This is a genomic window from Chromobacterium haemolyticum (assembly GCF_002081825.1).
Taxonomy (GTDB): domain Bacteria; phylum Pseudomonadota; class Gammaproteobacteria; order Burkholderiales; family Chromobacteriaceae; genus Chromobacterium; species Chromobacterium fluminis.
Genome location: NZ_MUKU01000002.1, coordinates 108,132 through 133,759, shown reverse-complemented (window position 1 = coordinate 133,759; position 25,628 = coordinate 108,132). Strand labels below are relative to the sequence as shown.

Annotated in this window: 21 protein-coding genes and 1 pseudogene; 12 read left to right on the top strand and 10 right to left on the bottom strand. The window is 64.6% G+C overall.

Going from position 1 to position 25,628, the window contains the following annotated elements; all coding sequences use genetic code 11:
* Positions 1-11: 11 nt before the first annotated feature.
* Both B0T39_RS01835 and B0T39_RS01830 read right to left on the bottom strand, forming a co-directional pair.
* The gene (locus B0T39_RS01835; RefSeq protein ID WP_081544540.1) at positions 12-1,526 is read right to left on the bottom strand and encodes a class I adenylate-forming enzyme family protein; all 1,515 of its coding nucleotides are present in this window, start codon (positions 1,524-1,526) and stop codon (positions 12-14) included.
* Positions 1,527-1,542: 16 nt separating this feature from the next.
* Positions 1,543-3,189 (bottom strand): acyl-CoA dehydrogenase family protein, encoded by a 1,647-nt coding sequence (locus B0T39_RS01830; protein WP_081544539.1) that lies wholly within the window; start codon positions 3,187-3,189, stop codon positions 1,543-1,545.
* A gap of 57 nt (positions 3,190-3,246) precedes the next feature.
* Between B0T39_RS01830 and B0T39_RS01825 the strand changes: the two genes are divergently transcribed.
* Positions 3,247-3,891: a TetR/AcrR family transcriptional regulator gene (locus B0T39_RS01825; RefSeq protein ID WP_081544538.1), complete on the top strand. Its 645-nt coding sequence runs from the start codon at positions 3,247-3,249 to the stop codon at positions 3,889-3,891.
* Between the two features lie 82 nt (positions 3,892-3,973).
* Positions 3,974-4,876 carry a 4-hydroxy-tetrahydrodipicolinate synthase gene (gene dapA / locus B0T39_RS01820; RefSeq protein WP_081544537.1) on the top strand — a complete coding sequence of 301 codons (903 nt, stop codon included), beginning with the start codon at positions 3,974-3,976 and terminating at the stop codon, positions 4,874-4,876.
* A 57-nt stretch (positions 4,877-4,933) separates the two neighbouring features.
* On the opposite strand, the gene B0T39_RS01815 is transcribed toward dapA, so the two are convergent.
* Positions 4,934-5,434 carry a YajQ family cyclic di-GMP-binding protein gene (locus tag B0T39_RS01815; protein ID WP_019099884.1) on the bottom strand — a complete coding sequence of 167 codons (501 nt, stop codon included), beginning with the start codon at positions 5,432-5,434 and terminating at the stop codon, positions 4,934-4,936.
* A 55-nt stretch (positions 5,435-5,489) separates the two neighbouring features.
* A complete protein-coding gene (locus B0T39_RS01810) occupies positions 5,490-6,371 on the bottom strand; it encodes a MurR/RpiR family transcriptional regulator (protein ID WP_176219459.1) in 882 nt (293 codons plus the stop codon).
* 299 nt (positions 6,372-6,670) lie between these two features.
* On the opposite strand from B0T39_RS01810, the gene B0T39_RS01805 reads away from it, so the two are divergent.
* The 6 genes from B0T39_RS01805 (at position 6,671) to B0T39_RS01780 (ending at position 13,722) form a co-directional block, all read left to right on the top strand.
* A complete protein-coding gene (locus B0T39_RS01805) occupies positions 6,671-8,041 on the top strand; it encodes a glutamine synthetase family protein (protein WP_081544535.1) in 1,371 nt (456 codons plus the stop codon).
* On the top strand, positions 8,042-9,427 hold the full coding sequence (locus tag B0T39_RS01800) for an aldehyde dehydrogenase family protein (RefSeq protein ID WP_081544534.1): 1,386 nt from the start codon (positions 8,042-8,044) through the stop codon (positions 9,425-9,427).
* 4 nt (positions 9,428-9,431) lie between these two features.
* Positions 9,432-10,592 (top strand): iron-containing alcohol dehydrogenase, encoded by a 1,161-nt coding sequence (locus tag B0T39_RS01795; protein WP_081544533.1) that lies wholly within the window; start codon positions 9,432-9,434, stop codon positions 10,590-10,592.
* The gene (locus B0T39_RS01790) at positions 10,592-11,302 is read left to right on the top strand and encodes a gamma-glutamyl-gamma-aminobutyrate hydrolase family protein (protein ID WP_081544532.1); all 711 of its coding nucleotides are present in this window, start codon (positions 10,592-10,594) and stop codon (positions 11,300-11,302) included. Before B0T39_RS01795 ends, B0T39_RS01790 begins: the two co-directional genes overlap by 1 nt.
* 142 nt (positions 11,303-11,444) lie before the next feature.
* On the top strand, positions 11,445-12,983 hold the full coding sequence (locus B0T39_RS01785) for an amino acid permease (RefSeq protein ID WP_081544531.1): 1,539 nt from the start codon (positions 11,445-11,447) through the stop codon (positions 12,981-12,983).
* Positions 12,984-13,083: 100 nt separating this feature from the next.
* Complete coding sequence (locus B0T39_RS01780; RefSeq protein WP_081544530.1) at positions 13,084-13,722, top strand: LysE family translocator; 639 nt, start codon at positions 13,084-13,086, stop codon at positions 13,720-13,722.
* Positions 13,723-13,797: 75 nt separating this feature from the next.
* On the opposite strand, the gene B0T39_RS01775 is transcribed toward B0T39_RS01780, so the two are convergent.
* From B0T39_RS01775 to B0T39_RS01755, 5 genes are all read right to left on the bottom strand, one after another.
* A complete protein-coding gene (locus tag B0T39_RS01775) occupies positions 13,798-14,001 on the bottom strand; it encodes a DUF2788 domain-containing protein (protein WP_019099892.1) in 204 nt (67 codons plus the stop codon).
* A gap of 115 nt (positions 14,002-14,116) precedes the next feature.
* The gene (locus B0T39_RS01770; RefSeq protein WP_081544529.1) at positions 14,117-15,001 is read right to left on the bottom strand and encodes a DMT family transporter; all 885 of its coding nucleotides are present in this window, start codon (positions 14,999-15,001) and stop codon (positions 14,117-14,119) included.
* A gap of 58 nt (positions 15,002-15,059) precedes the next feature.
* Entirely contained in the window at positions 15,060-16,286 is a 1,227-nt protein-coding gene (locus B0T39_RS01765) for an argininosuccinate synthase (protein ID WP_081544630.1), read from the bottom strand.
* Between the two features lie 99 nt (positions 16,287-16,385).
* Positions 16,386-17,309, bottom strand: coding sequence for an ornithine carbamoyltransferase (argF, locus tag B0T39_RS01760; protein WP_081544528.1), 924 nt, complete (start codon positions 17,307-17,309; stop codon positions 16,386-16,388).
* Positions 17,310-17,503: 194 nt separating this feature from the next.
* Positions 17,504-19,462, bottom strand: a complete 1,959-nt coding sequence (locus B0T39_RS01755; RefSeq protein ID WP_081544527.1) for an aminotransferase class I/II-fold pyridoxal phosphate-dependent enzyme — start codon at positions 19,460-19,462, stop codon at positions 17,504-17,506.
* A 215-nt stretch (positions 19,463-19,677) separates the two neighbouring features.
* On the opposite strand from B0T39_RS01755, the gene dinG reads away from it, so the two are divergent.
* The 3 genes and pseudogenes from dinG (at position 19,678) to B0T39_RS01740 (ending at position 23,574) form a co-directional block, all read left to right on the top strand.
* Positions 19,678-21,804, top strand: coding sequence for an ATP-dependent DNA helicase DinG (gene dinG / locus B0T39_RS01750; protein WP_081544526.1), 2,127 nt, complete (start codon positions 19,678-19,680; stop codon positions 21,802-21,804).
* Positions 21,805-21,930: 126 nt separating this feature from the next.
* A pseudogene (locus B0T39_RS01745) lies at positions 21,931-22,215 on the top strand (DUF3579 domain-containing protein); the annotation flags it as partial.
* 210 nt (positions 22,216-22,425) lie between these two features.
* Entirely contained in the window at positions 22,426-23,574 is a 1,149-nt protein-coding gene (locus tag B0T39_RS01740) for a porin (RefSeq protein WP_081544525.1), read from the top strand.
* Positions 23,575-23,626: 52 nt separating this feature from the next.
* Here the strand turns inward: B0T39_RS01740 and B0T39_RS01735 are convergent, their stop codons facing one another.
* Positions 23,627-24,493 (bottom strand): LysR family transcriptional regulator, encoded by an 867-nt coding sequence (locus tag B0T39_RS01735; protein ID WP_217806181.1) that lies wholly within the window; start codon positions 24,491-24,493, stop codon positions 23,627-23,629.
* A gap of 133 nt (positions 24,494-24,626) precedes the next feature.
* Between B0T39_RS01735 and B0T39_RS01730 the strand changes: the two genes are divergently transcribed.
* Positions 24,627-25,271 carry an NAD(P)-dependent oxidoreductase gene (locus B0T39_RS01730; RefSeq protein ID WP_081544524.1) on the top strand — a complete coding sequence of 215 codons (645 nt, stop codon included), beginning with the start codon at positions 24,627-24,629 and terminating at the stop codon, positions 25,269-25,271.
* Positions 25,272-25,628: the final 357 nt, after the last annotated feature.

The window sequence follows — 25,628 nt, the reverse complement described above, 5'->3', positions numbered from 1 at the left end:
AGCGCCGACACTCAAGCGCCTTTCCCGCCTGGCGCCTCGCGCCGCAGCAGATACTTCTGCAGCTTGCCGGTGGGCGTGCGCGGCAGCCGCTCCACAAAATGGAAGCGGCGCGGAATCTTGTAACGCGCCAGGCGGCTGGCCAGGTAATCGGCCAGCGCCTCGCCACTGGGCGGTTCGCCCGGCTGCGCCACTACATAGGCGACGACGGTTTCGCCCCAGTCCGGATGCGGCTCGCCGATGACCGCCGCGTCCGCCACCGCCGGGTGGCCTAGCAAGACGTCCTCCACCTCTTTGGAATAAACATTCTCGCCGCCGCTGACGATCATGTCCTTGATCCGGTCGACAATGAAGCAATAGCCGTCGGCGTCCCGCCGCGCCAGGTCGCCGCTGCGATACCAGCCGTCGCCGGCCAAGGCTTGCCGCGTGGCGGCCTCGTCGTTCAGATAGCCTTGCATCAGGCTGTCGGCGCGCAGCCAGATTTCGCCCACCTCGCCGGCGCGGCAGTCACGACCAGCGCGCACCAGCCGCAGCTCCACCCCAGGCAACCCGCACCGGCCTATCGACCCGGCCTTGGCCAATTGCTCGTCCGGCCGCAGCACGCTGCCCGCCGGCCCGGTTTCGGTCATGCCGTAGACTTGATAGAAATTGTTGGAGCGATAGGCCGTCATCAGCCGCCGCGCGGTGTCCGCGCCTATCGGCCCGCCGCCGTAAATCCAGGCCCGCACGCTGGATAGATCGAAGCGTTCGAAATCCGGCACCGTCTGCAAGGGCAGCAGATAGGACACCGGCGCGCCGAAGTAAGCCGTGACGCGCTCACGCGCCACCGTTTCGAGGAAATCCAGCGGCCGGTATTCGCGCAGCAAAGCGACCGTGCCGCCGGCCAACAGGGTGCCGGCAAGCCAGTTGTTCAGCGGCGACGCGTGCCAGATCGGCATCGCCAGCAAAAAGACCTCGTCGCCGTCCAGGCTCAGCCCGGCGCGGGCGGCTTCCGCCGCGCGGCGCACACCGCGGTGGCTGAGCATGCAGCCCTTGGGGCGGCCGGTGGTGCCGGAGGTGTACAACACTTCCGCCAGGCCCTCCGGCGCCGGCGTCTCGCCCTCAAAGCCGTCCGCGGCCGCCGCTTCCGCGTCGAAATCCGGCCAGCCGGCCAAGGCCAGGCCGGTGCTCAAGGCCGGCGCCCGATGACGCACGCGTCGCCACACCGGCGCGAGCTCGCCGTCGAACACGCTCAGCGCCGCGTCGCAATGCGCCAGAATGTAATCCACCTCCTCCGCCTGCAGTTTGTGGTTCACCGGCACCACGGCGGCGCCCAGCCGCCAGGCGCCGAGCAACATCTCAACGAAGGCCGGAGTGTTGAAACACATCAAAGCCACCCGGTCGCCTCGCGCCACGCCGTGCGCACGCAATACCGCGGCGGTGCGGCGGCTGGCCGCGCTCACCGCGCCGTAGCTGAAGGCGCAGCCCTGGTAACGCAACAAGGTCCGCTGCGGCCGCGCCGCGGCCAGTTCGTCGAAATGGGTCAACATATCCGCGCCGCCTGTCTCAATCGGGCAAGGCGCGCTGCAGGATCGCTTCGATCTGCAAGCGATTAGCATCCAGCGCGCCGGCCACCCGCCCCCACTGCCCATCGCTCAAACGGCTGGCGATGAACCCCTGGCTCAGCGCCGCTGGCGCATGGCATGTCAACAGGCAGGCCTGCGCGGTCAGCGCCAGCAATTGGGCGAAGCGCCGTCCCAGGGGCTCCAGCTCGGCCGGCCTGGCAGCCAGCTCGCGCAATTGCACCAGCGCCGCGGCCAGCGCCGGCTCGCCGCCGGACAAGGCGGCCAAATCCTCCAACAGCGCCTGCCAGGCTTCAGGCTCGCGTTGCAAGGCGCGGATCACATCCAGGCACATCACATTGCCGGAGCCCTCCCAAATCGAATTCAGCGGTGCTTCGCGATACAGACGCGCCATCGGTCCATCAACGTAGCCGTTGCCGCCAAACACCTCCATCGCCTCTCCGCTAAGCTCCACCGCTCGCTTGCACACCCAAAACTTGGCCGCCGGCGTGACGATGCGTTTCCAGCCCCGCTGCGCCGGCGCGTCATCGCGCTCGAAGGCTTCGGACAGGCGCGCCGCCAACTGCAGCGCCGCCTCGCTCTCCAAGGCCAAGTCCGCCAGCACCGCGCGCATCAGCGGCTGCTCGGCCAAGCGCTTGCCGAAGGCCATGCGCCGCCGTGCGTAGGCCAAAGCTTGCACCGTGCCCTGGCGCAGCAGCGCGGCGCTGCCGATCACGCAGTTGAGCCGAGTGTAGCCGGCCATTTCGATGATGGTGGGAATGCCGCGCCCCTCCTCGCCGATCAACACGCCCCAGGCATCTTGAAACTCTACCTCGCAGCCGGCGTTGCTGCGGTTGCCCACCTTGTCCTTCAGACGCTGGATCCGCACCGCGTTGCGCTCGCCGTCCGGCCGCCAGCGCGGCAGGTAGAAGCAGCATGGCGCGCCATCGGCGGTTTTGGCTACCACCAGGTGAGCATCGCACATCGGCGCGGACCAGAACCATTTGTGGCCGCGCAACCGATATTCTCCGCCGCGGCCGCCGGCGCCCAGCGGCGTCGCCTGCGTGGTGTTGGCGCGCACGTCGGAGCCGCCCTGCTTCTCGGTCATACCCATGCCTATCCAGGCCGACGCTTTGCGCTCCAGCGGCAAATCGCGGCTGTCGTGAACGCGGCTGAACAGTTTGTCGCCCAGTTGCGCCCACAGCGCCGGCTCGCGTCGCAACAAGGGAATGGCGGCCTGGGTCATTGTCGCCGGACACAAACTGCCGCCCTCCACCTGACCGTGCAGATAGAGGCCGGCCATCGTCGCGGTCCAGCGGCCAGGCCGTTGGCTGTCGAAAGGCAGGCTCACCAGGCCCTGCTCTCGGTACAAGGCCAATAACTGGTGCCAGGCGGGATGGTAGTCCACCTGGTCTAGGCGGCGGCCGCGGCGGTCGAAGGCGCGCAACTCCGGCGCATGGCGGTTGGCTTGCTCGGCCAATTCGAAGCTGTCCGCCATCCCCATACGCTCGCCGTAAGCGCGCAGCCCGGCCTCGGCCCAGCCCGCGTCGGCGCGCAGCAGCGCCTCGCGCAAGGCCGGGTCGCTGTCGTACAGCGAGTAGTCCGCCAGTTCTTCGTACTGGTTGCTCACTTCATGGGTTTGCCAGATCATGGTTCCGTCTCCCTCGCGCCGCGCAGCGGCCATGACGAAAGTATAAGGAAAGCGGCGATGCGACATGTTCGGGTTTCCCCCACCGCGGCGCAGCAAGCCGAGCAGGCCGCGCCGGCCACGCGCCGGCGGCCACGCCAATCGCGCTCGCGCGCCAGCCTTATTGCGCTGCAACAGGCCTTTGTTCAGGTTTTGCTGGAACGCGGCTACGCCAAGACCACAGTGCGCGAAGTGGCCGCCGTCGCCGGCGTGGCGGTCGGCACCTTCTACCTTTACGTGCGCAATATGGACGGCCTGGCCGCGCTGAGCATTCACCAGCATGTGCATGCCCTGGCCGACGCTTTGCGTCGTAAAGCCGCCGCCTGCCGCGGCGCGGACCGCCGCGAGATCGCCACCGCGCTGCTAGCCTTGCAACTGGATACAGTGCAGCGCCAAGCCGCGGCCTGGAGCGCTTTGTTCCAGTTGGAGCGGAAAGTGTCCCCGCTGGAGGCCTACCGCCGCCATTACCAGCAATACGTGGACATCTGGCGCGCCGCGCTGGCCGGCGCCGTCGAGCCGCCGCCGCGGCTGGAGGCCGCCGCGCGCATGGCTCACTGCCTCTGTTACGGCGCAATCTCCCAAGCCTTGCTGAGCCAGGGCTCCGCCGCCGATCTGCCCGCGCTGCGCCCGGAGCTGGAGGCGGCGCTCAGCGCCTGCCTGGGCTGAAACCAAGGGAAAGGCTGTGCGATAAGGAGTAGAATCAGCCTCAGCCGCCGTCAAGGCGGCCAAGAAGAACAAAGGAAGCAAAATGACAGAACATTGGGGCAAGGTGCTGACCGCCATGGTCACGCCCTTCGACGAGGCCGGCCGGTTGAACCTGGACGCGGCGCGGCAACTGGCCAAACACCTGGCAGCCAACGGCAGCGACGGCCTGGTGGTGGCGGCCACTACCGGCGAAGCGCCGACGCTGAGCGACGAGGAACGGCGCGATCTGGTACGCGCGGTCAGGGAAGCCGTGACCATCCCGGTGCTGGCCGGCACCGGCAGCAGCCATACCGAACACGCGATCGCGCTGACGCGCGAAGCCTCCGACCTGGGCGCCGCCGGCGTTTTCGTGGTCGGTCCCTATTACAACCGCCCGCCACAAGCCGGCATCGAGGCTCATTTCCGCGCAGTGGCCGCAGCCACCCGGCTGCCGCTGATGGTGTACGACGTGCCGGGCCGCACCGGCCGCCGCATCGCCGCCAACGTGCTGCTGCGGCTGTTCCGCGAAGTGGACAATATCGTCGCCTTCAAGGACGCCACCGGCGACCCGGCCGCGGCCGCCGCGCTGGTAGCCGCCGCCGGCGAGCATTTCGCGCTCTATTCCGGCGACGACGCGCTGACCCTGCCCTTGCTGGCGGTGGGCGCGGTGGGCGTGGTCGGCACCTCCACCCACTGGACCGGTCCGGAATTCGCCCGCATGATCGCCGCCTTCGAACAGGGCGACACGGCGCAGGCGCGGCGCGTCAACGCCGGCTTGCAGGAATCCTTCGCCTTCTCCAACACCGACGCTTCGGTGTTTTCGATGTCGGTGAAAGCCATGCTGCGGGTGCAGGGTCTGCCGGTGGGCCAATGCCGGCTGCCGCTGCCGCCCACCGGCGCCGCCGAGGAGGAACAGGCGCGGCTGGTATGGGAGCGGTTGCAGTTGCGTCGCGCCGCGGCCTATTAAACGCTAGCCATGAAAAAAGGAGCCGGCCGGCTCCTTTTTCTCGTCGAAGAACGGCGTTCAGTCGCGGAAGTTGTTGAACTGCAGCGGGAAGCCGTTTTCCTTGTCGTCAGCGATTTCCTTGCGCATCAGCGCAATGCATTCCTGCAGCACGTCGCGCTTGGCGCCGGACACGCGCACCGCTTCGCCCTGAATGCTGGCCTGCACCTTGAGCTTGGCGTCCTTGATCAGTTTGACGATTTTCTTGGCCAGGTCGGACTCCAGCCCTTCTTTCACCGTCAGCACTTTCTTCACCTTGTTGCCGCTGACTTTTTCCAGCTTGCCGTACTCCATGCAGCGCACGTCCACGCCGCGCTTGGACAGCTTGTTCACCAAAATGTCGTTGACCTGGTCCAGTTGAAACTCGGCGTCGGCGTACAAGGTCAGTTCCTTGTCTCCGGTTTCGATGCGGGCGTCGCTGCCCTTGAAGTCGTAACGGGTGGACACCTCTTTATTGGCTTGCTCCACGGCGTTGCGCACTTCCACCTTGTTCACTTCGGACACGATATCGAAAGACGGCATGAAATATTCCTAATAATGCTTGATGCCGACATTTTAGAGGCTGGCTCCGCCCTTGTCACTCGGCCGCCCGTTCGTTGCCCTCGCCGCCTTCGCCCAAACGCGCCCGCATCGCTTCCACCTCCTTGAGCCGGCCGCTGATGCGGTCCCAATGCCGCGCGTTCAAGGCGGCGATCACCGCGTCCACCAGCATCATCAGCGGCGTGTTGCTGTCCCAGCCGGCCGGTCCGGCGGTGTGCGCCGCCAGGGTGTAGCGCGCCACCCGCGCCACCGGCGACAGCCATTGGTCGGTGAACAGCAGCACGCTGGTCTTGCGCTGCGCCGCCATTTCCGCGATGCGCAGCGCGTCGTCCCAGTAACGGCGGATGTCGAAGATCACCAGTACGTCGTGCCGTCCCATATCCACCAGCGAATCCGCCCAACTCGCCGGCACGCCGCGCAAATGCACCACGTCCGGCCGCACCACTTTCAGATGATGGCAAAGATAAGCCGCCAGCGGATCGGTCAGCCGCCCGCCCAGCAGCCAGATCCGGTGCTTGCGCTCGCCCAGTAGGTCCACCGCCCCGTCGAACTCCGCGCGCGGCACCTGAGCCGCAGTCTGCCGCATCAAATCGACGATGCGCTCGGCGTGGCTGGCCAGAAAATCGTGATCGCCCTGCAGTTGCCCCGGATCGTGGCGCATTAACGGCGACTGCAGCCGCAATTCCAGTTCGTCGCGCAAGGCGCCCTGAAACGCGGCGTAACTGTCGAAGCCCAACTTGCCAATCAGACGCAATACGGTCGGGCCGCTGACGTCGGCGCGCTGCGCCCATTGCGCGATGGTTTCCAAGCCAGCCACCGGATAGTTGGCCAGCAGCGCCCGTCCCACCTTGCGTTCGGTGGGGGTCAGCGCTTCGAACAGCGCGCGGACTTGCTCCGCGATCGAGCGGCTTTGACTCATTCTGTTGCCCCTTTGGCGATGCACGACTGCCGTCGTGCCGCGCAGCATAACAGCGCCGGCGTAAAAACGGCATTGTGTCATTGCGCCCACACTGCCGGCCCGATTCTAATATTTATTACAAATTTGGCTTGATTCATTTTTTTTTAACGAATAATACTATCCAAACAACATGCAGGCGACAAGGAAGCGGCCCAAAAGGCAGCGAAAAACCGCTATCAAAACAGATAGTTGCAAGCCAGACGATGAACGCTCGGCCGGTATCGGGGAAGTTAGACCGCGGCAATCAGGGAGAGACAGCGATGGAAGCACGCGACGTAAAGACAATCGCGGATTTGAAGGTTTTGATCGAAGAACGCCGCCTGAACCAGATCAAGGTGGGCCTGGTGGACATGGACGGGGTGATGTGCGGCAAATACATGTCGCGCGACAAATTCCTGTGCGCGCTGGAAGGAGGCTTCGGTTTCTGCGACGTGGTGTTCGGCTGGGACGTGGGTGACAAGCTGTACGACAACACCCTGCTCACCGGCTGGGGCCGCGGCTACGGCGACGCCGAGGTGCGGCTGATTCCCGAATCCTGCCGCGACCTGCCGCTGGAAGGCGATATGATCTTCGTCCAGGGCGAGGTGGTGGGCCGGCTGGAGAGCCTCTGTCCGCGCGGCCTGCTGCGCCGGGTGCTGGAGCGCGCGCGCGACATGGGCTTTGACGTGCTGGCTGGCTTCGAATACGAATTTCTGGCGGTGGACGAAGACAACGACGCGCTGCAACAGCGTCTCTACCAGCACCCCAAGCCGCTGGGCAGCGGCGCCTTCGGCTACTCCATCCTACGCAGCTCGGTGAACACCGACTTCTACCGCGCGCTGCTGGACCTGTGCGAGCGGATGCAAATGCCTATCGAGGGCCTGCACGAGGAAACCGGACCCGGCGCGCTAGAAGCCGCGCTGTGCGTGGACAACGCCCTGCGCGCCGCCGACAACGCCGTCTGTTTCAAAACCTTCTCCAAGGTGCTGGCGGAGAAACAGGGGCGCATGCTCTGCTATATGGCCAAGTGGCACCAGGAGCAATCCGGCCAGGGCGGCCACATCCACATCTCGCTGCGCCGCCGCGACGGCGGCGACAGCGCCTTCCACCAGCCGGGCCGCGAACACGCGATCAGCGACGCCATGCGCCACTTCATCGGCGGCATCCAGCGACTGATGCCGGAATTCATGAGCCTGGCCGCACCCACGGTCAATAGTTTCCGCCGGCTGGTGCCCGGTTACTGGGCACCCACCAGCTCGCTGTGGGGCGTGGACAACCGCACCGTGGCCATCCGCGCGATTCCCGGCAGCGCCAAATCGCAACGCGTCGAATACCGCCTGCCCGGCGCCGACAGCAACCCCTATCTGGCGCTGGCCAGCGGCCTGGCCGCCGGCCTCTACGGCATCGAACACCGCATCGAGCCGGAAGAACCGGTCAGCGCCAACGGCTATCTGCTGGACGCGCCGCCCCATCTGAAACTGCACCGCACCTTGTGGGAGGCCGCTCAAGCGCTGCGCGGCTCCGCCGCCGCCCGCGACTGGTTCGGCGACGACTTCGTCGATCACTTCGCCGCCACCCGCGAATGGGAGGAGCGCGAGTTCCAGCGCCATGTCACCGACTGGGAATTGAAACGCTACTTCGAGATCATCTAAATGAGCGAAAACTACTCCGTCATCACCCCGCTGGACGGTTCCGCGCTGCTGCAGCGCAGCTATACCAGCCCGGTCCAGACCCAGGCCGCGCTGGACGCCGCCCGCGCCGCCCAAGCCGGCTGGCGCGCCACCCCGCTGGCCGAACGCAAGGCCTTGATCGGCCGGGCGGTGGACTGGCTGATCGCCCACAAGGGCGACTGCGCCGACGCCGTCACTCGCCAGATTGGCCGGCCCATCCGCCAGTCCCCCGGCGAAATCGGCGGCCTGGCCGAGCGCGCCCGCCATATGCTGGACATCGCCGAGGAAGCGCTGGCCGACCTACACCCCGCGCCCAAGCCCGGCTTCGAACGCTGGCTGCGCCGCGAACCGCTGGGCACGGTGCTGGTGCTGGCGCCGTGGAACTACCCCTTCCTCACCGCCATCAATACCATCGCGCCGGCGCTGGCCGCCGGCAACTGCGTGCTGCTCAAGCATTCCTCGCAAACCCCGCTGATCGCCGACCTGTTCCGCCAGGCCTGCGCCGCCGCCGGCCTGCCCATCGGCGTGTTCCAAACCCTGGAGCTGGATCATGCCGCCACCTTGAAACTGACGGCGGCGCCCGAGATCGACTTCGTCGCCTTCACGGGCTCGGTGAGCGGCGGCCGCGCGGTGCAAAGGGCGGCCGCCGAGCGCTTCATCGGCGTCGGCCTGGAACTGGGCGGCAAGGACCCAGCCTATGTGCGCGCCGACGCCGACCTGCCGGCGGCGATAGAAAACCTGGTGGACGGCGCCTTTTTCAACTCCGGCCAGTCCTGCTGCGGCATCGAGCGCATCTATGTGCAGCGCGGGCGTTACCGCGACTTCGTAGACGGCTTCGTCGAACTGACCCGGACCTATCGCTTCGGCCATCCGCTGGACCCGGACACCAATCTGGGACCGATGGTGCGCGCCGGCGCCGCCGACTTCGTCCGCGGCCAGATCCAGGCGGCGCTGGCCGCCGGCGCGCGCGCGTTGATTCCGGCCGGCCATTTCGCCGCCGACGCGCCCGGCAGCGCCTATCTGGCCCCGCAGGTGCTGGTGGACGTGAACCACGCCATGAGCGTGATGCGCGAGGAAAGCTTCGGCCCGGTCATCGGCATCATGGCGGTGGACTCCGACGAGGAGGCGCTGCGCTTGATGAACGACAGCGCCTACGGCCTGACCGCCTCGATCTGGACCGCGGACCGCGACGCCGCCGTCCATCTCGGTCAACAACTGGAAACCGGCACCGTGTTCATGAACCGCTGCGACTACCTGGACCCGGCGCTGGCCTGGACCGGGGTCAAAGACACCGGCCGCGGCATTTCCCTGTCCACGCTGGGCTACCAGCAACTGACCCGGGTCAAATCCTTCCATCTCAAGGGGTAAGGCGATGCAACTGCAAGGCAACTGGAATTATCCGACCAGCATCCGCTTCGGCGCCGGCCGCGCCACCGAACTGCCAGCGCTGTGCCGCGAATTGGGCATGCGCCGCCCGCTGCTGGTCACCGACCCCGGCCTGGCCAGGCTGCCGATGCTGGCCCGGCTGCAGAGCTTGCTGAGCGACGCCGGTCTGGAGACCGCCTTGTTCAGCGATATGCGCCCCAATCCGGTGGGCCGCGACGTCGACGCCGGGGTCGCCGCCTTCCGCGACGGCCGCCATGACGGGGTGGTCGCCGTCGGCGGCGGCAGCGCGCTGGACGTGGGCAAGGCCATCGCGTTGATGTCCGGACAAAAACGCCCGCTGTGGGACTTCGAGGACGTGGGCGACAACTGGCTGCGCGTCGATCCCGCCGGCGTCGCGCCCACGCTGGCGGTGCCCACCACCGCCGGCACCGGCTCCGAGGTGGGCCGTGCGTCCCTGATCATCGACGAGACCGCGCACCGCAAGGTCATCATCTTCCATCCGGCCATGCTGCCCAAGCTGGTGCTGGCGGACCCGGAACTGACCGTCGGCCTGCCGCCGGCGCTGACCGCCGCCACCGGCGTCGACGCGCTGGTGCACAATCTGGAAGCCTTCTGCTCGCCGTTCTACCACCCCATCGCCCAAGGGGTGGCGCTCGAAGGCATGCGGCTGGCGCACGACTGGCTGCCGGCGGCCCACGCCGACGGCGGCAATCTGGAAGCCCGCGCCCAGATGTTGTCCTGTTCCATCATGGGCGCTACGGCTTTCCAGAAAGGCCTGGGCGGCGTGCATGCGCTGGCGCATCCCATCGGCGCGGTGTTCGATACCCATCACGGCCTGGCCAACGCCGTGCTGCTGCCCTATGTGCTGGTGCGCAACCGGCCTGCGATAGCCGAACGACTGACCGCCGCCGCCCGCTACCTGGGCCTGGCCGACGCCGGCTTCGACGGTTTCCTCGCCTGGGTGCTGCAATTGCGCGCCGGCCTGGGCATTCCGCACACGCTGGCGGAGATCGGCATCGGCGCGGACGCCGCCGCCGACATCGGCCGCATGGCCAAGGCCGACCCTAGCGACGGCGGCAACCCGCTTCCGCTATCCGCCAACGACTATCGCGCGATTTTCCTCGCCGCGCAGCAAGGCAGGCTGTGATGAGGCGCCCGCTGATCGGCCTGACCACCTACCCGGCAGCACCCGAGCACGGCTACCACACGCCGCTGGAATACGTGGCGGCGGTGGCGCGCGCCGGCGGCGCGCCGGTGCAATTGCCGGCGCTGGGCCCGGAAATGGTGGACGGCTGGCTGGACAAGCTGGACGGCGTGGTGCTGATAGGCGGCGGCGACATCGACCCTGCCCGCTTCGACGCCGGCGGCCACCCAACCATCTACAACCTCAGCCCGGAGCGCGACGCCACCGAAATCGCGCTGGCGCGCGCTCTGCTGCAACGCAAGCTGCCGACGCTGGCAATCTGCCGCGGCCTACAAATCCTCAACACCGTGCTGGGCGGCAGCCTGCACCTGCACCTGCCTGACGTGGTGGGCGAAGCCGTGCCCCATCGCGCGCCGCCGCGCGCGCCCACGCCGCACCCGGTGCGCATCGCCGCTAGCTCTTGCCTGGCGGGTCTGATAGGCACCGAAGTCCTCACCCAATCCTGGCATCACCAGGCGATAGACCGCCCCGGCCTAGGGGTGGTGCCGGTGGCCTGGGCGCCTGACGGCGTGATCGAGGCGATAGAAATCGCCGGTTTTCCCCAGTTGATCGCGGTGCAATGGCACCCCGAACTCTCCGCCGAGCGCGACGACGGCCAGCAAAGACTGTTCGACGCGCTGGTCACCATGAGCGGCAGCCCGCCGCCCGGCTGAGCGTAGCCGCACCTCGCCCCAGACATAGCACGAAGCCCGGATCACCGGGCCAGGATCCGGCCGGCCTCCGCCGCCGTTCGGGCGTCGGCGCGTACGCGCCTAGGCGGAAAACAACAGACATACACAATGAGAGAGGAACATCATGGAACCAGTTCGGCATGAGTCCGCGCCCGTCGGCGAGGACGAGAAACTGTTGCACAGCATGGGTTACGCTCAGGAGTTGTCCCGGCGCATGAGCGGCTTTTCCAACTTCGCCATCTCCTTTTCCATCATCTGCGTGCTGGCGGGCGGCATCACCGCCTTCCCGGCCGGACTCAGCGCCGGCGGCGGCGCGGCCATCGGCATAGGCTGGCCGCTGGGCACCTTGTTCGCCGCCATCGTCGCCGCGGCAATGGCCCAGATCGCCTCCGCCTACCCCACCGCCGGCGGGCTCTACCACTGGGCATCCATTCTGGGCGGCAAGGGCCTGGGCTGGACCACCGCCTGGATCAATCTGCTGGGGCTGATCTTCGTCACCGCCGCGGTCAACTTCGGCGTTTACGATCCCTTCTTCAAAACCCTGGTCGCGCCGCTGCTGGGCCTCAACCCGGAACAGCTGGGCTGGGGCCATCAGACCGTATTCCTCGCCGTGGTGGCGCTGAGCCAGGCCTGGCTCAATCACTTGGGCATCAAGCTCACCACCAAGCTGACCGATCTGTCCGGCTATCTGATCTTCATCGTCACCCTGGCGCTGGTAGTCTCGCTGCTGATCTACGCGCCCGGACCGCTGGATTTCTCCCGCTTGTGGACCTTCCACAATTACAGCGGCGCCGATGGCGGCGCCTGGCCGCGGATGGACAACACCGTGATGGTGTTCCTGGCCGGCTTGTTGCTCACCGTCTATACCCTGACCGGCTACGACGCCTCCGCCCATACCTCGGAGGAAACCCGCGAGGCGGCGCGCAACGTGCCCAAGGGCATTTTGCGCTCGGTGCTGTGGTCCGGCGTATTCGGCTATCTGATGATCTGCGCCTTCGTGCTGGTGCTGCCGGACTTGGGCGCCGGGGTCAAAGCCGGAATGGGCTTTTTCGACCTGCTGCTGAACGCGCTGCCGCCGGCCTTGAAAGCGGCGCTGGGCATAGGCATCTTCCTGGTCAACTATCTATGCGGCCTGGCTTGCCTGACATCCACCTCGCGCATGATGTACGCCTTCGCCCGCGACGGTGGTCTGCCGGCCTCGCGCTGGCTACGCCAGGTGCACCCACAGCACCGCACTCCGGGCCCGGCGATCTGGGTCAGCGCCGTGTTCGCCATCGCCGTCACCCTGTACGGCGACGCCTTCCTGGTGTTGTCCACCGGCGCCGCGGTGTTCCTGTACATCTCCTACATCCTGCCTTCCGCCGCCGGCCTGTTCGCCGAAGGCCACAGCTGGACTCATAAAGGGCCGTTCGATCTGGGCCGGGCGTCCAAACCCATTGCCGCGCTGGCCACGCTGGGCGGCGCGGTGCTGGTCTTCGTCGGCATGCAGCCTCCCAACGAGAAAGTGCTCTACCTGACCATCGCGCTGCTGCTGATGCTGGCGCTATTCTGGTTCGCGCTGGGCGTACGCAAGCAATTCAAGGGACCGCCCACTGGCCAGCGCATCCAAGGCCATCAGGCGCATATCCGCGAAATCGAAAGCGCGCTGGACGAAGCAGGCTGAACGCGCAGTCCAAAGGGAGACCAGCGCAGCCGGACAAAGCGCTTGTCTCCCGGCGGCAAATGCGGAATCATCCGGACACGAACCATCGCCAGAGAAGCCCATGCTCGTCACCCCGGAACAATTGCTCGCCTTCACCGCCGCCGCCATGCTGATCACGCTGTCGCCCGGCCCGGACAATCTGATGGTGCTGAGCCAGGGCATCGCCCGCGGCCGCCGCCAGGGCGTGGCTTTCGGCCTGGGTTGCGCGCTGGGCTGCCTGAACCACACGGCGCTGGCCGCGCTCGGCGTCAGCGCGCTGATCGCCGCCTCCCCGCTGGCCTTCAGCCTGCTGAAGTTCGCCGGCGGCGGCTATCTGATCTATCTGGGCTGGCAGGCGCTGCGCAGCCCCGGCGCCAGCTTCCAGGCCGGCGCCGCCGGGCGGGACGCCGCGCCCTTGGCCGCCACCTTCCGCAAAGGCCTGATCGCCAATGCGATCAACCCCAAGGTGGTTCTGTTCTTCCTCGCCTTCCTGCCGCAATTCGTCAATCCGGCTCAAGGCCCTGCCGGGCTGCAGATCGCCGTGCTCGGCTTGATCTTCACGCTGCAAGGCGCGCTGATTTTTGGCTGCCTCGGCTATTTCTCCGGCGCCATCGGCCAATGGCTGGCCAAGAGCCGCCGCGCCGGCCAGTGGCTGGACCGCGCCGCCGGCTGTGTGTTCATTTTGCTGGGCTTGAAGCTGATACTGGACCGCGGTCACTAGCGGCTAGCGCGTTTTCCAGGGGCCATAAAAAAGCCGGCAAGCAAGCTTGCCGGCCGTTCGCGGTATCGCGGGTCTTCACTTCTGGATCAGGAACTCCACCAGCACATTCTTGAACAGGAAGCCGGATACGCCAAAGCCCAGCACCAGGAACAGGATGAACATGCCCATCTTGCCGGCCTGCGCCTTCTTGCCCAGGTCCCAGATGATGAAGCCCATGAAAATGATCAGGCCGCCCAAGCACACGATCATGGAAATATTGGTGAATTGTTCTTCCGACACTTGTTGTCCTTTGCGTCCACAGCCGATAACGAGCCGGCGGGGGCTTTGAATCTCAGCTCCGCCTCAGCGTAGTAAGATACTCGCCATCGCCCTCCGGCTCAATGCCCGCGCGCGGCTATCGGCGCCAGCGCAGCCGCTGCAACACCAGGGCGACGCCCAGCGCGGCCAACAACATTCCGCCCACCGCCAGCAGGCTTAGCTGTTCATCAAACAGCCACCATGCCTGCACGGCAGCCAGGCCCGGCGTCAGATAGAAGTAGCTGGCCACCTTGCTGACCTCGCCATCCTTCAGCATACGCATCAGCAGCAGGATGGCCAGCACCGACAACGCCAACACGCTCCAGCCCAAGGCCAGCGCTAGCTGCGCGTTCCAATGGATGGCCTCGCCGCGCTCCAAGCTCAGGGCCAACGCGCCGGTGATCAGGAAGGCCGCCAAGTATTGATGAAAAGCGCCGGTCAACGGGTTCACGCCCTGGCCGAAACGCTTCTGGTACAGGGTGCCGGCGGTGATGGCACACAAGGCCAAGGCGGTCAGCCACAGGCCGGGATTGGCGCCTAGCTGCAAGCCTTTGCCCCCCAACACCACCAGCAGCGCGCCGCCAAAGCCTATCGCCAGGCCCAGCCACTGCATCCGGCTCAGCCGCTGCTCACCCATCAGCCAGCTCAACACCGCGGTCAGTATCGGTTGCAGGCCGACGATCAACGCGGTGATGCCGGCCGGCACCGCCAGCTTGATGCCGGCGAAGCTGGCGCCCAGATACAGACCGTGCAGCATGGCGCCGCAAGCCCATTGGTGCTTGGCCGCAGCCAGACCGGGCCAGGCGGGCCGGAAGCAGGCGATCAGCGCGCCGAAGCACAACAGGGTCAGCCCCATCCGTATCGCCAAAAAGGTGAACGGGCCGATGAAAGGCAGGCCCAGCTTGGCGCCGATGAAACCGGTGCTCCACAGCAGCACAAAGGCCCAGGGAATCCAGGCGTTGGATCGATGATTAGTTTCCATATCGAGTTTTCATTAAAAAAAGCCCCCAGCGGGGGCTCTTCAGGCCAAGCGCGGGGCTTTAGCCGCGTTTCAGTTTGGCGTTGCCGGCAATCCGCATCCGCAATGCGTTCAGGCGAATGAAGCCTGCCGCGTCGGCGTGGTTGTAGGCGCCGCCGTCTTCGTCGAAGGTGGCGATGGTGGGGTCGAACAAGGAATCGGTCTTGGATTCGCGGCCCACCACGATCACATTGCCCTTGTACAGTTTCAGCCGCACCCAGCCGTTGACCGTGGCCTGGGAGGCATCGATCATGCCTTGCAGCATCAGACGCTCCGGGCTCCACCAGTAGCCGGTGTAGACCAGCTGGGCGTATTTGGGCATCAGTTCGTCCTTCAGATGCGCCACTTCGCGGTCCAGAGTAATGGATTCGATCGCGCGGTGCGCCTTGAGCATGATGCTGCCGCCCGGGGTTTCGTAGCAGCCGCGGGACTTCATGCCCACGTAACGATTTTCCACGATGTCGAGCCGACCGATGCCGTGCTTGCCGCCCAGACGGTTCAGCTCGGTCAGCACCTGGGCCGGGCTCATCGCCACCCCGTTAATGGCGGTGATGTCGCCCTTCTCATAGCTAAGCTCGATGTATTCGGCCTGATCCGGCGCGTTCTCCGGACTCGCCGTCCACAGCCACATATCTTCTTCCGGCTCCGCCGCCGGGTCTTCCAGCACCGTGCCTTCGTAAGAGATGTGCAGCAGGTTGGCGTCCATCGAGTACGGGCTGCCGCCGCCCTTCTTCTTGCTGATGTCGATGCCGTGGGTTTCGGCGTAAGTCAGCAGCTTCTCCCGCGACAGCAAGTCCCATTCGCGCCACGGCGCGATCACTTTGACGTCCGGCTTCAGCGCGTAATAACCCAGCTCGAAACGCACTTGGTCGTTGCCCTTGCCGGTGGCGCCGTGCGACACCGCGTCGGCGCCCACCTGATTGGCGATCTCGATCTGGCGCTTGGCGATCAACGGCCGCGCAATCGAGGTGCCCAGCAGGTATTCGCCTTCGTAGATGGCGTTGGCGCGGAACATCGGGAACACGAAGTCGCGGACGAACTCCTCGCGCAGGTCGTCGATGAAGATGTTTTCCGGCTTGATGCCCAGCGACACCGCCTTCTTGCGCGCCGGCTCCACCTCTTCGCCCTGACCGATGTCGGCGGTGAAAGTCACCACCTCGCACTGATAGGTGTCCTGCAGCCACTTGAGAATCACCGAAGTATCCAGACCGCCGGAGTACGCCAATACCACTTTCTTGATGTCAGACATTTTGTATTCTTTCAAATCCATTGATTGCCCGATTCGGCCCGCGCCGCGCGCAGTCTCGCCGAATCGCTCTAACGGCGGGCGCTCGCCCGCATCGTGAGTTCAGTCGTAACGCTGGCCCAGCAGCAGGAACTCGATCAGCGCCTTCTGCACGTGCATGCGGTTTTCCGCCTCGTCCCAGACCACGCTCTGCGGCCCGTCTATCACCGCGGCGGCCACTTCCTCGCCGCGATGCGCCGGCAAACAGTGCATGAACAGGGCGTCCGGCTTGGCCAGCTTCATCAGCTCCGGCGTCACCTGATATTCGCGGAAGGCCTCCAAGCGCGCCTCTTTCTCCGCCTCGAAACCCATGCTGGTGAACACATCGGTGGTCACCAGGTCCGCGCCGGACGCCGCGTGGCTGGCGCTGTGGCTGGGTTCGAAATGCTCGGAACCGTAGTGCTGACCATCCAAAGCCTTCAGCTCGAAACCCACAGGCGTCGCCACCTTGAGCTTGAAGCCCAGAATTTTGGCCGCCTGCAACCAGGTGCGGCAGACATTGTTGCCGTCGCCTATCCAGGCCACGGTTTTGCCCTTTATCGAACCGCGCTGCTCAATGAAGGTAAAGATGTCAGCCAGAATTTGGCACGGGTGGTACTCGTTGGTCAGGCCGTTGATCACCGGCACCTTGGAGTGCGCGGCCAGCCGCTGCACCAGCGCCTGCTCGTAGGTGCGGATCATGATGATGTCGCTCATCCGGGACAGCACGCGGGCGGTGTCCTCGATGGGCTCGCCGCGGCCCATCTGCGAGCTTTGCGAATCCAGGAACATCGCGTGGCCGCCCAGTTGCGCCATGCCCGCCTCGAAAGACACGCGGGTGCGGGTGGAATTCTTCTCGAACACCATGGACATCACCTTGCCGACGAGCGGCTGATACAGCTGGCCGTCGCTACGTCGTCGCTTCAGGACCTTGCTGCGCTCAAAGAGGTGGCGATATTCCTCGTGGGTCAGGTCGCTGAATTGCAGGTAATGCCTAGGGGACGTCATGGTGCTCCATTTCAAAAAAAAAAAGCCACCGCGCGTTCGACACCGTTTCAGTGTCCTTCATGCGCGATGGCACATTACTACACGCTGGTCTCAAGTCATTCACAGGCGTCGCAAGCATGCCTACGCAGAGCGCATGATTTACATAATTGCGACAAGAGTTATATTTATCGGAAATCAGCCTGTCTGACAAGCATTCATTTGAACAAGGCGCGTCCCGGCAGTTGCGCCAGCTCCCCTTCTTTGAGCACCCGCAGCAAAAACTCCCCGCCGTCCTCGGCCAAACCGTGCATTTCTATGGATTTCTGGGTTTTTTGCAGTCGCGCCAAATAGGCGAGGATGGTGTCGTCTATCACCTGACCGGGCACCAACACCGGAATGCCGGGAGGATACGGCACGATTTGGTCGCAGCAGACGCGCCCGACCAGCGCCGCGTTGGGACGGCCGTCGTCGTCCAGCAGAGGCAAGCGCTCGCCGGCTTCGTAGAAAGCGTCGCGCGGCAAGCTGGCCAGACTGGAGAAACGCGGAATCTCCGGCATCCGTCCCAGCGGCCGCGGCGGGCGTTTCTCCTTGGCCAGACGCAGCATCGCGTCATACAGCCGCGACACCTTGCTGCGGGTGGTGCCCAGGGTCAGCAGCAGAGTGATGGTGCTGAACGTGGATTTCTCCACCTGGATGTTGTAACGCTCGAACAGCGCCTGCTGCAATTCGTCCGCGGTGAAACCGGACTGCGTGATGTCCACGGTCAGCTTGGTGGGGTCCAGTAGGATGCCGTCCTCGCGCACCTCCTCCGGCAGCAAATCCGACAGCTCCAGCACCCGGAAGGCGCCGGTGGAGTTGATCTTGTCGCGCAGTTCCTGCGCCAGCTTCAGCGTGCGATCCAGCAGCCGATAGCCCTCCATCACCGCCTGCTTGCGCGCCACGTCCAGGCTGGCGATCAGGTTGTACTGGGGGCTGGTCGACGCATGCATATTGAAGTTCTCCCGGAACAGGTGGGCGTCGAAGCCGGGATCGTTGACGTGAATCATGCTGGCCTGGGAGAACGCGGACAGCACCTTGTGCGTGCTCTGGGTCACGTAGTCGGATCCGGACTCCAGGGCCGTAGGCCGAAACGCCGGATGGAAGCGGGCGAAGCCGTACCAGGCTTCGTCTACGATGACCTTGATGCCCTGCTCGTGCGCGGCCTCGATGATGGGCTTCAGGTCGTAGCGCAGGCCGTCGTATGTGCAGGAAGTCAGAATCAGCACCCGCGCGTCGGGATTGGCGTCGATCGCGGCGAAGATGGTTTCCTTGGGCACCGGGCCGAAAATACCGAACTGCTTATTGATGGAGGAATCCAGGTACACCGGCAGCGCGCCGGACAGGATCACGCCGTGATGCACCGATTTGTGACAGTTGCGATCCAGCAGCAGCTTGTCGCCGGGCGCCAGCAAGGTCTGGAAGATCACCTTGTTGGAGGTGGAAGTGCCGTTGGTGGCGAAGTAAGTGCGCTTGGCGCCGAAGGCCTTGGCCGCCAACATCTGCGCCTCCTCTATCACGCCGGTCGGGTGCAGGAGCGAATCCAGCATCGGCACCGACACCGACAGATCGGCGCGCAGCATGCTTTCGCCGACGAAGTCGTGAAAATCGCCCACCCAGGGGCTGCCTTTCAAGGAATCGCCGCCGGAATGCCCGGGCGTGTGCCAGGAATCCTTGGCCATGCGCACGTATTGCTTGAGTTTGTCGTAGAACGGCGTTGCCGACTTCTCCGCCAATTCCGCCGACAGAATGCGGAACCAGCCGTGGAAATCCAGCTCGTCGCGGTAGAAATAGCCGTCCACTGCGTGGCTGGCCAGGTCCTCCACCAGCGCGCGCTCGTCATCGTCGAACAATAAGACATACAGCGAAATTTCCGGACGGAAGGCGCTGATGCGGTTGGCCAGCTGCGCCGCCGCCTGACTGACGCCCTTCTCCTGCAACTGCTTGTCCACCAGCACCACCTGGACGTCGCCGTCTCGGGCGATCTGATCCAGCGCCTCCTGACTGCGCGCGACGCCGACGAAAGTCAGGCCATAGGGGTTTTCCAGCCGGACCGCGGCGGCGCCTAGTCCGGCCAGCACATCGGCCTGCCATTTGGCGTCGTCGCTGACCACCAGCACTCGGCTAACGGGTGTCATGATCGGGTTTCTCCTGTTGATATTGCTTTGCGCTGTTATTGATGGATTTGTCTGCCTAAGTCGCTCGCGCAATTTCGCTTGTTTTTATATTTGCCTATCCTATCCACATCCGCGCGTCGCCGTCATTTTGCAGTCGCACATCAGGATTTCCCCATATTCGACGCCCAGCTTGGCGCGGCCAGACAAGGCCGCCCCCTTGCGGTACAATCGCCGCCATGCTGACCCCTGCTGAAAAAGACGCGATTCGCGACCATTACCGGACCATAGCCGACAACCTGCCGGGTTTTCGCCCGCGCGCCGCGCAACGCCGCATGCTGGCGGAAATCGCCAACGCACTGTCGCGCAGCAAGGACAAGGAAGGCGACGACTGGCCGGAACGCGCCGGCGAAAGCATCACCGTGATCGAAGGCCCTACCGGGGTCGGCAAAAGCCTGGCTTATCTGCTGGCCGGCGGCGTAATGGCAAAATCCCGCGCCAAGAAGCTGGTGGTCACCAGCGCCACCGTCGCCCTGCAAGAACAGTTGGTCAACCGCGACCTGCCCTTCGTCGTCGAGAACAGCGGCCTGCCGCTGACCTTCGCGCTGGCCAAGGGCCGTGGCCGCTATTTGTGCCCGCAGCGCATCTACGCGCTGACCGCCGAGAACGCCCAGGGCCAGCTATTGGATCTTGACCCCACGCTGGCGCTGTGGGACCGCAAGCCGGAGGCCGGTGAAATTGAAACCTTGCGCCAGCTGGCCGACGCCTTCTACTACCGCCGCTGGAACGGCGACCGCGACGCCTGGGAAAGCGTGATAGAAGACGGCCTGTGGTCGCGCGTCACCAACGACCGCCACGGCTGCCTCAAAGCCGCCTGTCCGAACCGGCCGGAATGCCCGTTCTACCTGGCGCGCGACGTGCTGGAAAACGTGGACGTGGTGGTGGCCAACCACGACTTGATGCTGGCCGACGTATCCATGGGCGGCGGCGTGATCCTGCCGGCGCCGGAAGAAAGTTACTACTGTATCGACGAGGCGCACCACCTGGCCAAAAAGGCGGTCAACCAATTTTCCGCCGAACATTCCTTGGCTCAAGCCATGTCCTGGCTGGACAAAGTGGCCGCCGCCGCCATCCGCGTGGAAGCGCTGACCAATAAGGTGGAAATTGTCAGCCAGGCGATAGAAGCCGCCAGCGCCTGTTCCGAAACGCTGACCGAGTGGCTGTGGCTGCTGGAAGGCGAAGATGCGCTGGCAGCCTCCAGCGACAATCTGGAGCCCACCTGGCTGATAGAAGACGGCGTGCTGCCGGAACGCTTCCAGAGCCCCACCGCCAATATGGCCACCTCGGCGCGCTCCCTGTTCAAGCAACTGAGCCTGCTCTCCGACGCGCTGGGCGAGGCGCGCAAGGACAAGGGCGGCGAAGCGGCGCAAGTCGACAAGACCGCCTCCGACCTGGGTTTTCTGACCGCGCGCGCCGAGCAGTTGCTGGCGGTGTGGGAGTTGTTTGAGAAGGAAACCGAGCCCAGCAGCCCGCCCATCGCCAAATGGATCACCCGTCGCGCCGAAGGCAAGGGCGACTACCTGTTCTCCGCCTCGCCGGTCAGCGCCGCCGCCAGCCTGGCCGCCACGCTGTGGCGCCGCGCCGCCGGCGCCATCCTGACTTCGGCCACGCTGCGCTCGCTGGGCGAATTCGACCTGCTGCTGTCGCAAACCGGCCTGAAATGGATGCCGGAAGTCAGCTGCGTGGCGCTGGACTCCCCATTCAATTTCGACGAGCAAGGCGAGCTGTATCTGCCCCCCATGCTGGCCAGCCCCAAGGACGCCGGCGGCCATACCCGCGAAATCGTGGAATGGCTGCCCAAGCTGATCGATGTGAAAGAACCGGTCGGCACCCTGGTGCTGTTCTCCTCCCGCAAACAAATGCAGGAGGTCGCCGCCGGCCTGCCGGCCGCGCTGCGCGAGCGGCTGCTGATTCAGGGTGAAATCCCCAAGAGCCTGCTGATAGAACAGCACCATCAGCGGCTGAAACAGAGCGAACCCAGCGTGATCTTCGGCCTGGACTCCTTCTCCGAAGGTTTGGACCTGCCCGGCGAAAGCTGCGTACACGTGATTATTGCCAAACTGCCGTTCGCAATGCCCGACGACCCGGTGGGCAAAACCCTGTCTCGCTGGATAGAGAAACGCGGTGGCAATCCCTTCATCGAGATCACGGTGCCGGAAGCTTCGATCAAGCTGGTGCAAGCCGTGGGCCGGCTGATCCGCACCGAACGCGACTACGGCCGCGTCACCATTCTGGACAACCGCTTGCAAAAACAAAGCTACGGCAAGCGGCTGCTCGCCTCGCTGCCGCCATTCAAGCGCATCTGATTTTCGGGTAAAATACTAAATATTCAGCAACAAACAAAACGCCTGAACATAAAACGCCAAGCGCAAATCGCTTAGCAGACGATAAAAAACAGGCTAAACCAAAAGCAAACACTCCGGTCCACCGCCATGATCTGCAATCCATACGAAATAGTCATCCAGGGCATCACTTCCGAGGGGCGCACCTTCCGCCCCAGCGACTGGGCCGAACGCCTGGCCGGCATCCTGGCCTCCTTCGACGATCAAAAGCTGCACTACCACGCCCATGTCCGCCCGATGATGCTGGACGGCGTGCGCTGCGTGGCGGTGGATAAGAAACTGGAGAAAATCAGCCCGCAGGTGTTTTGCTTTCTGATGGACTTCGCCAAGGACAACGATCTGCGCATCGTCGATTGCCGCACCCTGCTGGACGAGGTCTACCCCAATCAATTCTTGGCGTAATTGCAACACTACCCCTGTCCGAATTGTCTTGATGCAACAACATTGCAACACCCACGTCATATTTTGTGGCTAAACTAAGACATGTGTTGTGGCGATACCGCACTTATCTACTATAGATATTGCAGGTCCGTCAGCTTCGGCACCTGACTTTAGTAAAGCAAAAACTGACTTGGAGCATTCAAGATGCAAAAGAAAAATCTGGCAGCCCTGCTTGCCGCAATGTTCGCCTTGCCCGTTGTCGCCCACGCTGACGTAACCATCTATGGTTTCCTCAGCGGCGGCATCGAATCGAGCAAAGCCACCGGTTCCGGCGGCAGCGAATACAGCAGCCGCACCCGCATCGTCGACCACAACTCCCGCATCGGCTTCAAGGGCTTTGAAGACATCGGCGGCGGCACCAAGGCGATCTGGCAGGTGGAAAACAGCCTGCGCAACTTCGAACAAGGCGGCACCAACGACAAGGGTCAGAGCGCTACCTTCGCCACCCGCAACTCCTTCATCGGCATCGACAATGCCGACTTCGGCCGCGTGCTGCTGGGTCAACACGACTCCGCCTACAAGATGTTCACCGGCAGCAGCAACAGCGCGCTGGGCACCGACCTGATGGTCAACACCACCGCCGACAACTTCGGCAGCAGCTCGGTCAACAGCCGCGGCGAAGCGCGCTTGGCCAACTCCGTGCACTACTACTCTCCGAGCTGGGCCGGCTTCAAGCTGGGCGGCTCCTGGGGCGTGGATGAAAGCCGAACCAATGGCACTGACGCCAAGCGTATTTCTCTGGGCCTGGGTTACACCTGGCAAGGCCTGAACTTGGCCGCGGCCTGGGACCGCCAATACGACAAAGGCGTCACCCCCAACACCACCACCACGAGCACCACCTCCGGCAAGAACGTCACCTTCTACAGCATTGCCGCCAGCTATAAGTTCGACACCGGCACCTTCGTCGGCGGCAACTACGAGTGGGGCACTTTCGACCAGGTTGGCGGCGGCCAGCTGAAGCAGGATGACTGGCTGATCGCAGTGGGTCAGGACTTCGGCGCGGCTTCGGTCAAACTGTCCTACGGCCAGCTTGGCACCCTGAAGAACACCTCGGCCGGCGTCAGCGGCGACGACTTCAAAGCCAAGCAGTGGATCCTGGGCGGCACTTACAACCTGTCCAAAACTACCCAGGTGCTGGCTTACTACACCAAGATCGACAACAAGGCTCGTCAAAACGCCAACTTTGCCAACAATCCCGTTTACGATGCAGGCACTTTAGGCACCTCTTCTGCAGCTCTGACCGCCGGCAACGACCCGCAGGCCTTCGGTGTGGGCTTCAAGATCGCTTTCTGATCCTGAACGACTACCGTTCCAATCACGCCGCCGGCCCTGCCGGCGGCGTTTTTCATTTGCTCAGGCTGGCGCGCAAGGCCTCGATCGCGTAACGCACTTTGGCCGGCTGAATGTCGCGGCGCGGCGTCACCGCGTAAATCGCCAGCGGCGGCAAGCTCCACTCCGGCAATACTCGCAATAAGCGGCCGTCGGCCAGTTCCTGGCGTATCTCCGGCTCCGGCTGCACCGCCACCCCCATGCCGGCCAGCACGAACTGGCGCGCGGCGACGATATTGTTGCTGACCAGGCGCGCGTCCGGTTCGGCGGTGAAGCGGCTGCCGTCAGCGTGCTCGAAGGCCAGCCAACCCAGCTTGCGATCCGACAAAGCCACCCACTGCAGCGCGGACAATTGCTCCGGCCGCGTGATCGCCGGCTGACGCGCGAGATAAGCCGGCGACGCGCACAGCACATTGGGCCAGTCCGCGAGGTGGCGCGCCACCAGGCTGGAGTCCTTGAGCACGCCGGCGCGCAAAGCCAGATCGATGCGGTTGTCCACCAGATCTATCATTTCGTCGTGGAAAAACAAACGCAGCTTCAGGCCCGAGTGCGCGCTCAACAGCGGCGTCAGCGCCTCGCTCAACAAGGCGCCGGCAAAGCCGGTGGGCGCGGCGATACGCAGCTCGCCCACCGGCGCGTCTCGCAGCTCCAGCAAGCGCTGCTCGGCCAGCTGCGCCGCCGCCAACATGTCGGCGCAGCCCTGATAGAACAAGCTGCCGGCCTCGGTCAGCGTCAACTTGCGGGTAGTCCGGTGCAGCAGACTAACGCCATGTTGCTGCTCCAGCTTGCTGATATGTTGGCTAACCGCCGACGGCGTCATGCCCAGTTCGCGGGCCGCGCCGTTCATCGAACCCTTATCCACCACCATGGCGAAAACCGCCATGCGTCGCAACGCATCCATTTATTAAGCCCTACTAAACTATCAATCCTATTCTTGCTGGATTATCGCCCTATAATCAAGCTGCTATTCTGAACGCCATCAAACTTCATTATGTTTATCGCGGAAAGGAATCCCCATGAAAATCGCTCTAATCGGCGCCAGCGGCTTTGTCGGCTCGGCCATCTTGCAAGAACTGCTGTCCCGCAACCATCAAGTCCGCACCATCGTTAGCAATCTGTCCAAACTGCCGCAACACCCGCAGCTGAGCGGCGTGGCCGCCGACGCCTACCAGGCCGGCCAGATAGCCGCCGCCGTGGCCGGCCACGACGCCGTGGTCAGCGCCTTCAATCCCGGCTGGGACAAGGCCGACATCCAGGCGCTGGCCGTGAAGGGCCACGACGCCATCGTCGCCGGCGTCAAGCAGGCCGGCGTCAAGCGCTTCCTGGAAGTGGGCGGCGCCGGCAGCCTGGAAGTGGCGCCCGGCGTGCAATTGGTGGACACTCCGGAATTCCCGGCGGAATGGAAGGAAGGCGCGCTGGGCGTGCGCGAGGCGCTGCGCCGCCTGCGAGAAGAAACCGCGCTGGACTGGACCTTCGTCTCCCCGCCGGCCTTCCTCCACCCGGGCGAGCGCAGCGGCAAATACCGGCTGGGCGGCGATCAGCTGCTGTTCAACGGCGACAAGCCGGCCGATATCAGTGTGGAAGACCTGGCCGTGGCCATCGTCGACGAACTGGAAAAACCGCAGCATCTGCGCCGCCGCTTCACCGCCGCCGCAGCCTAAGAACGTGTTTACGATCTCACGAGCTAGGGCGAGACAAGGCGAAAACGGCTGAGAAAGCGGAATGTACGTGTGGTACATGAACATTCGAAGCCATACTCACCGTGGGGCGTCTCACGAAGCGCAGCAGATCGTAAACAGGTTCTAAGCTCCAAGCCCGGCTCGCCCGGGCTTTTTCACGCCCCATTCCCCTCCTCGCCTTGTACAAAGGGCCTCCCGCCCGCCCTGCTCATGCCGTCCGAATGCGAAGCGGTCTCAACTCTTCGAATCCCCGACGCAACTTAGTCCTGACTCTATAATTCTAAATTGACAGCCGTCGCCGGCTTGTCTAGATTGCCCGGCTGCCGCAAGATGGCGAAG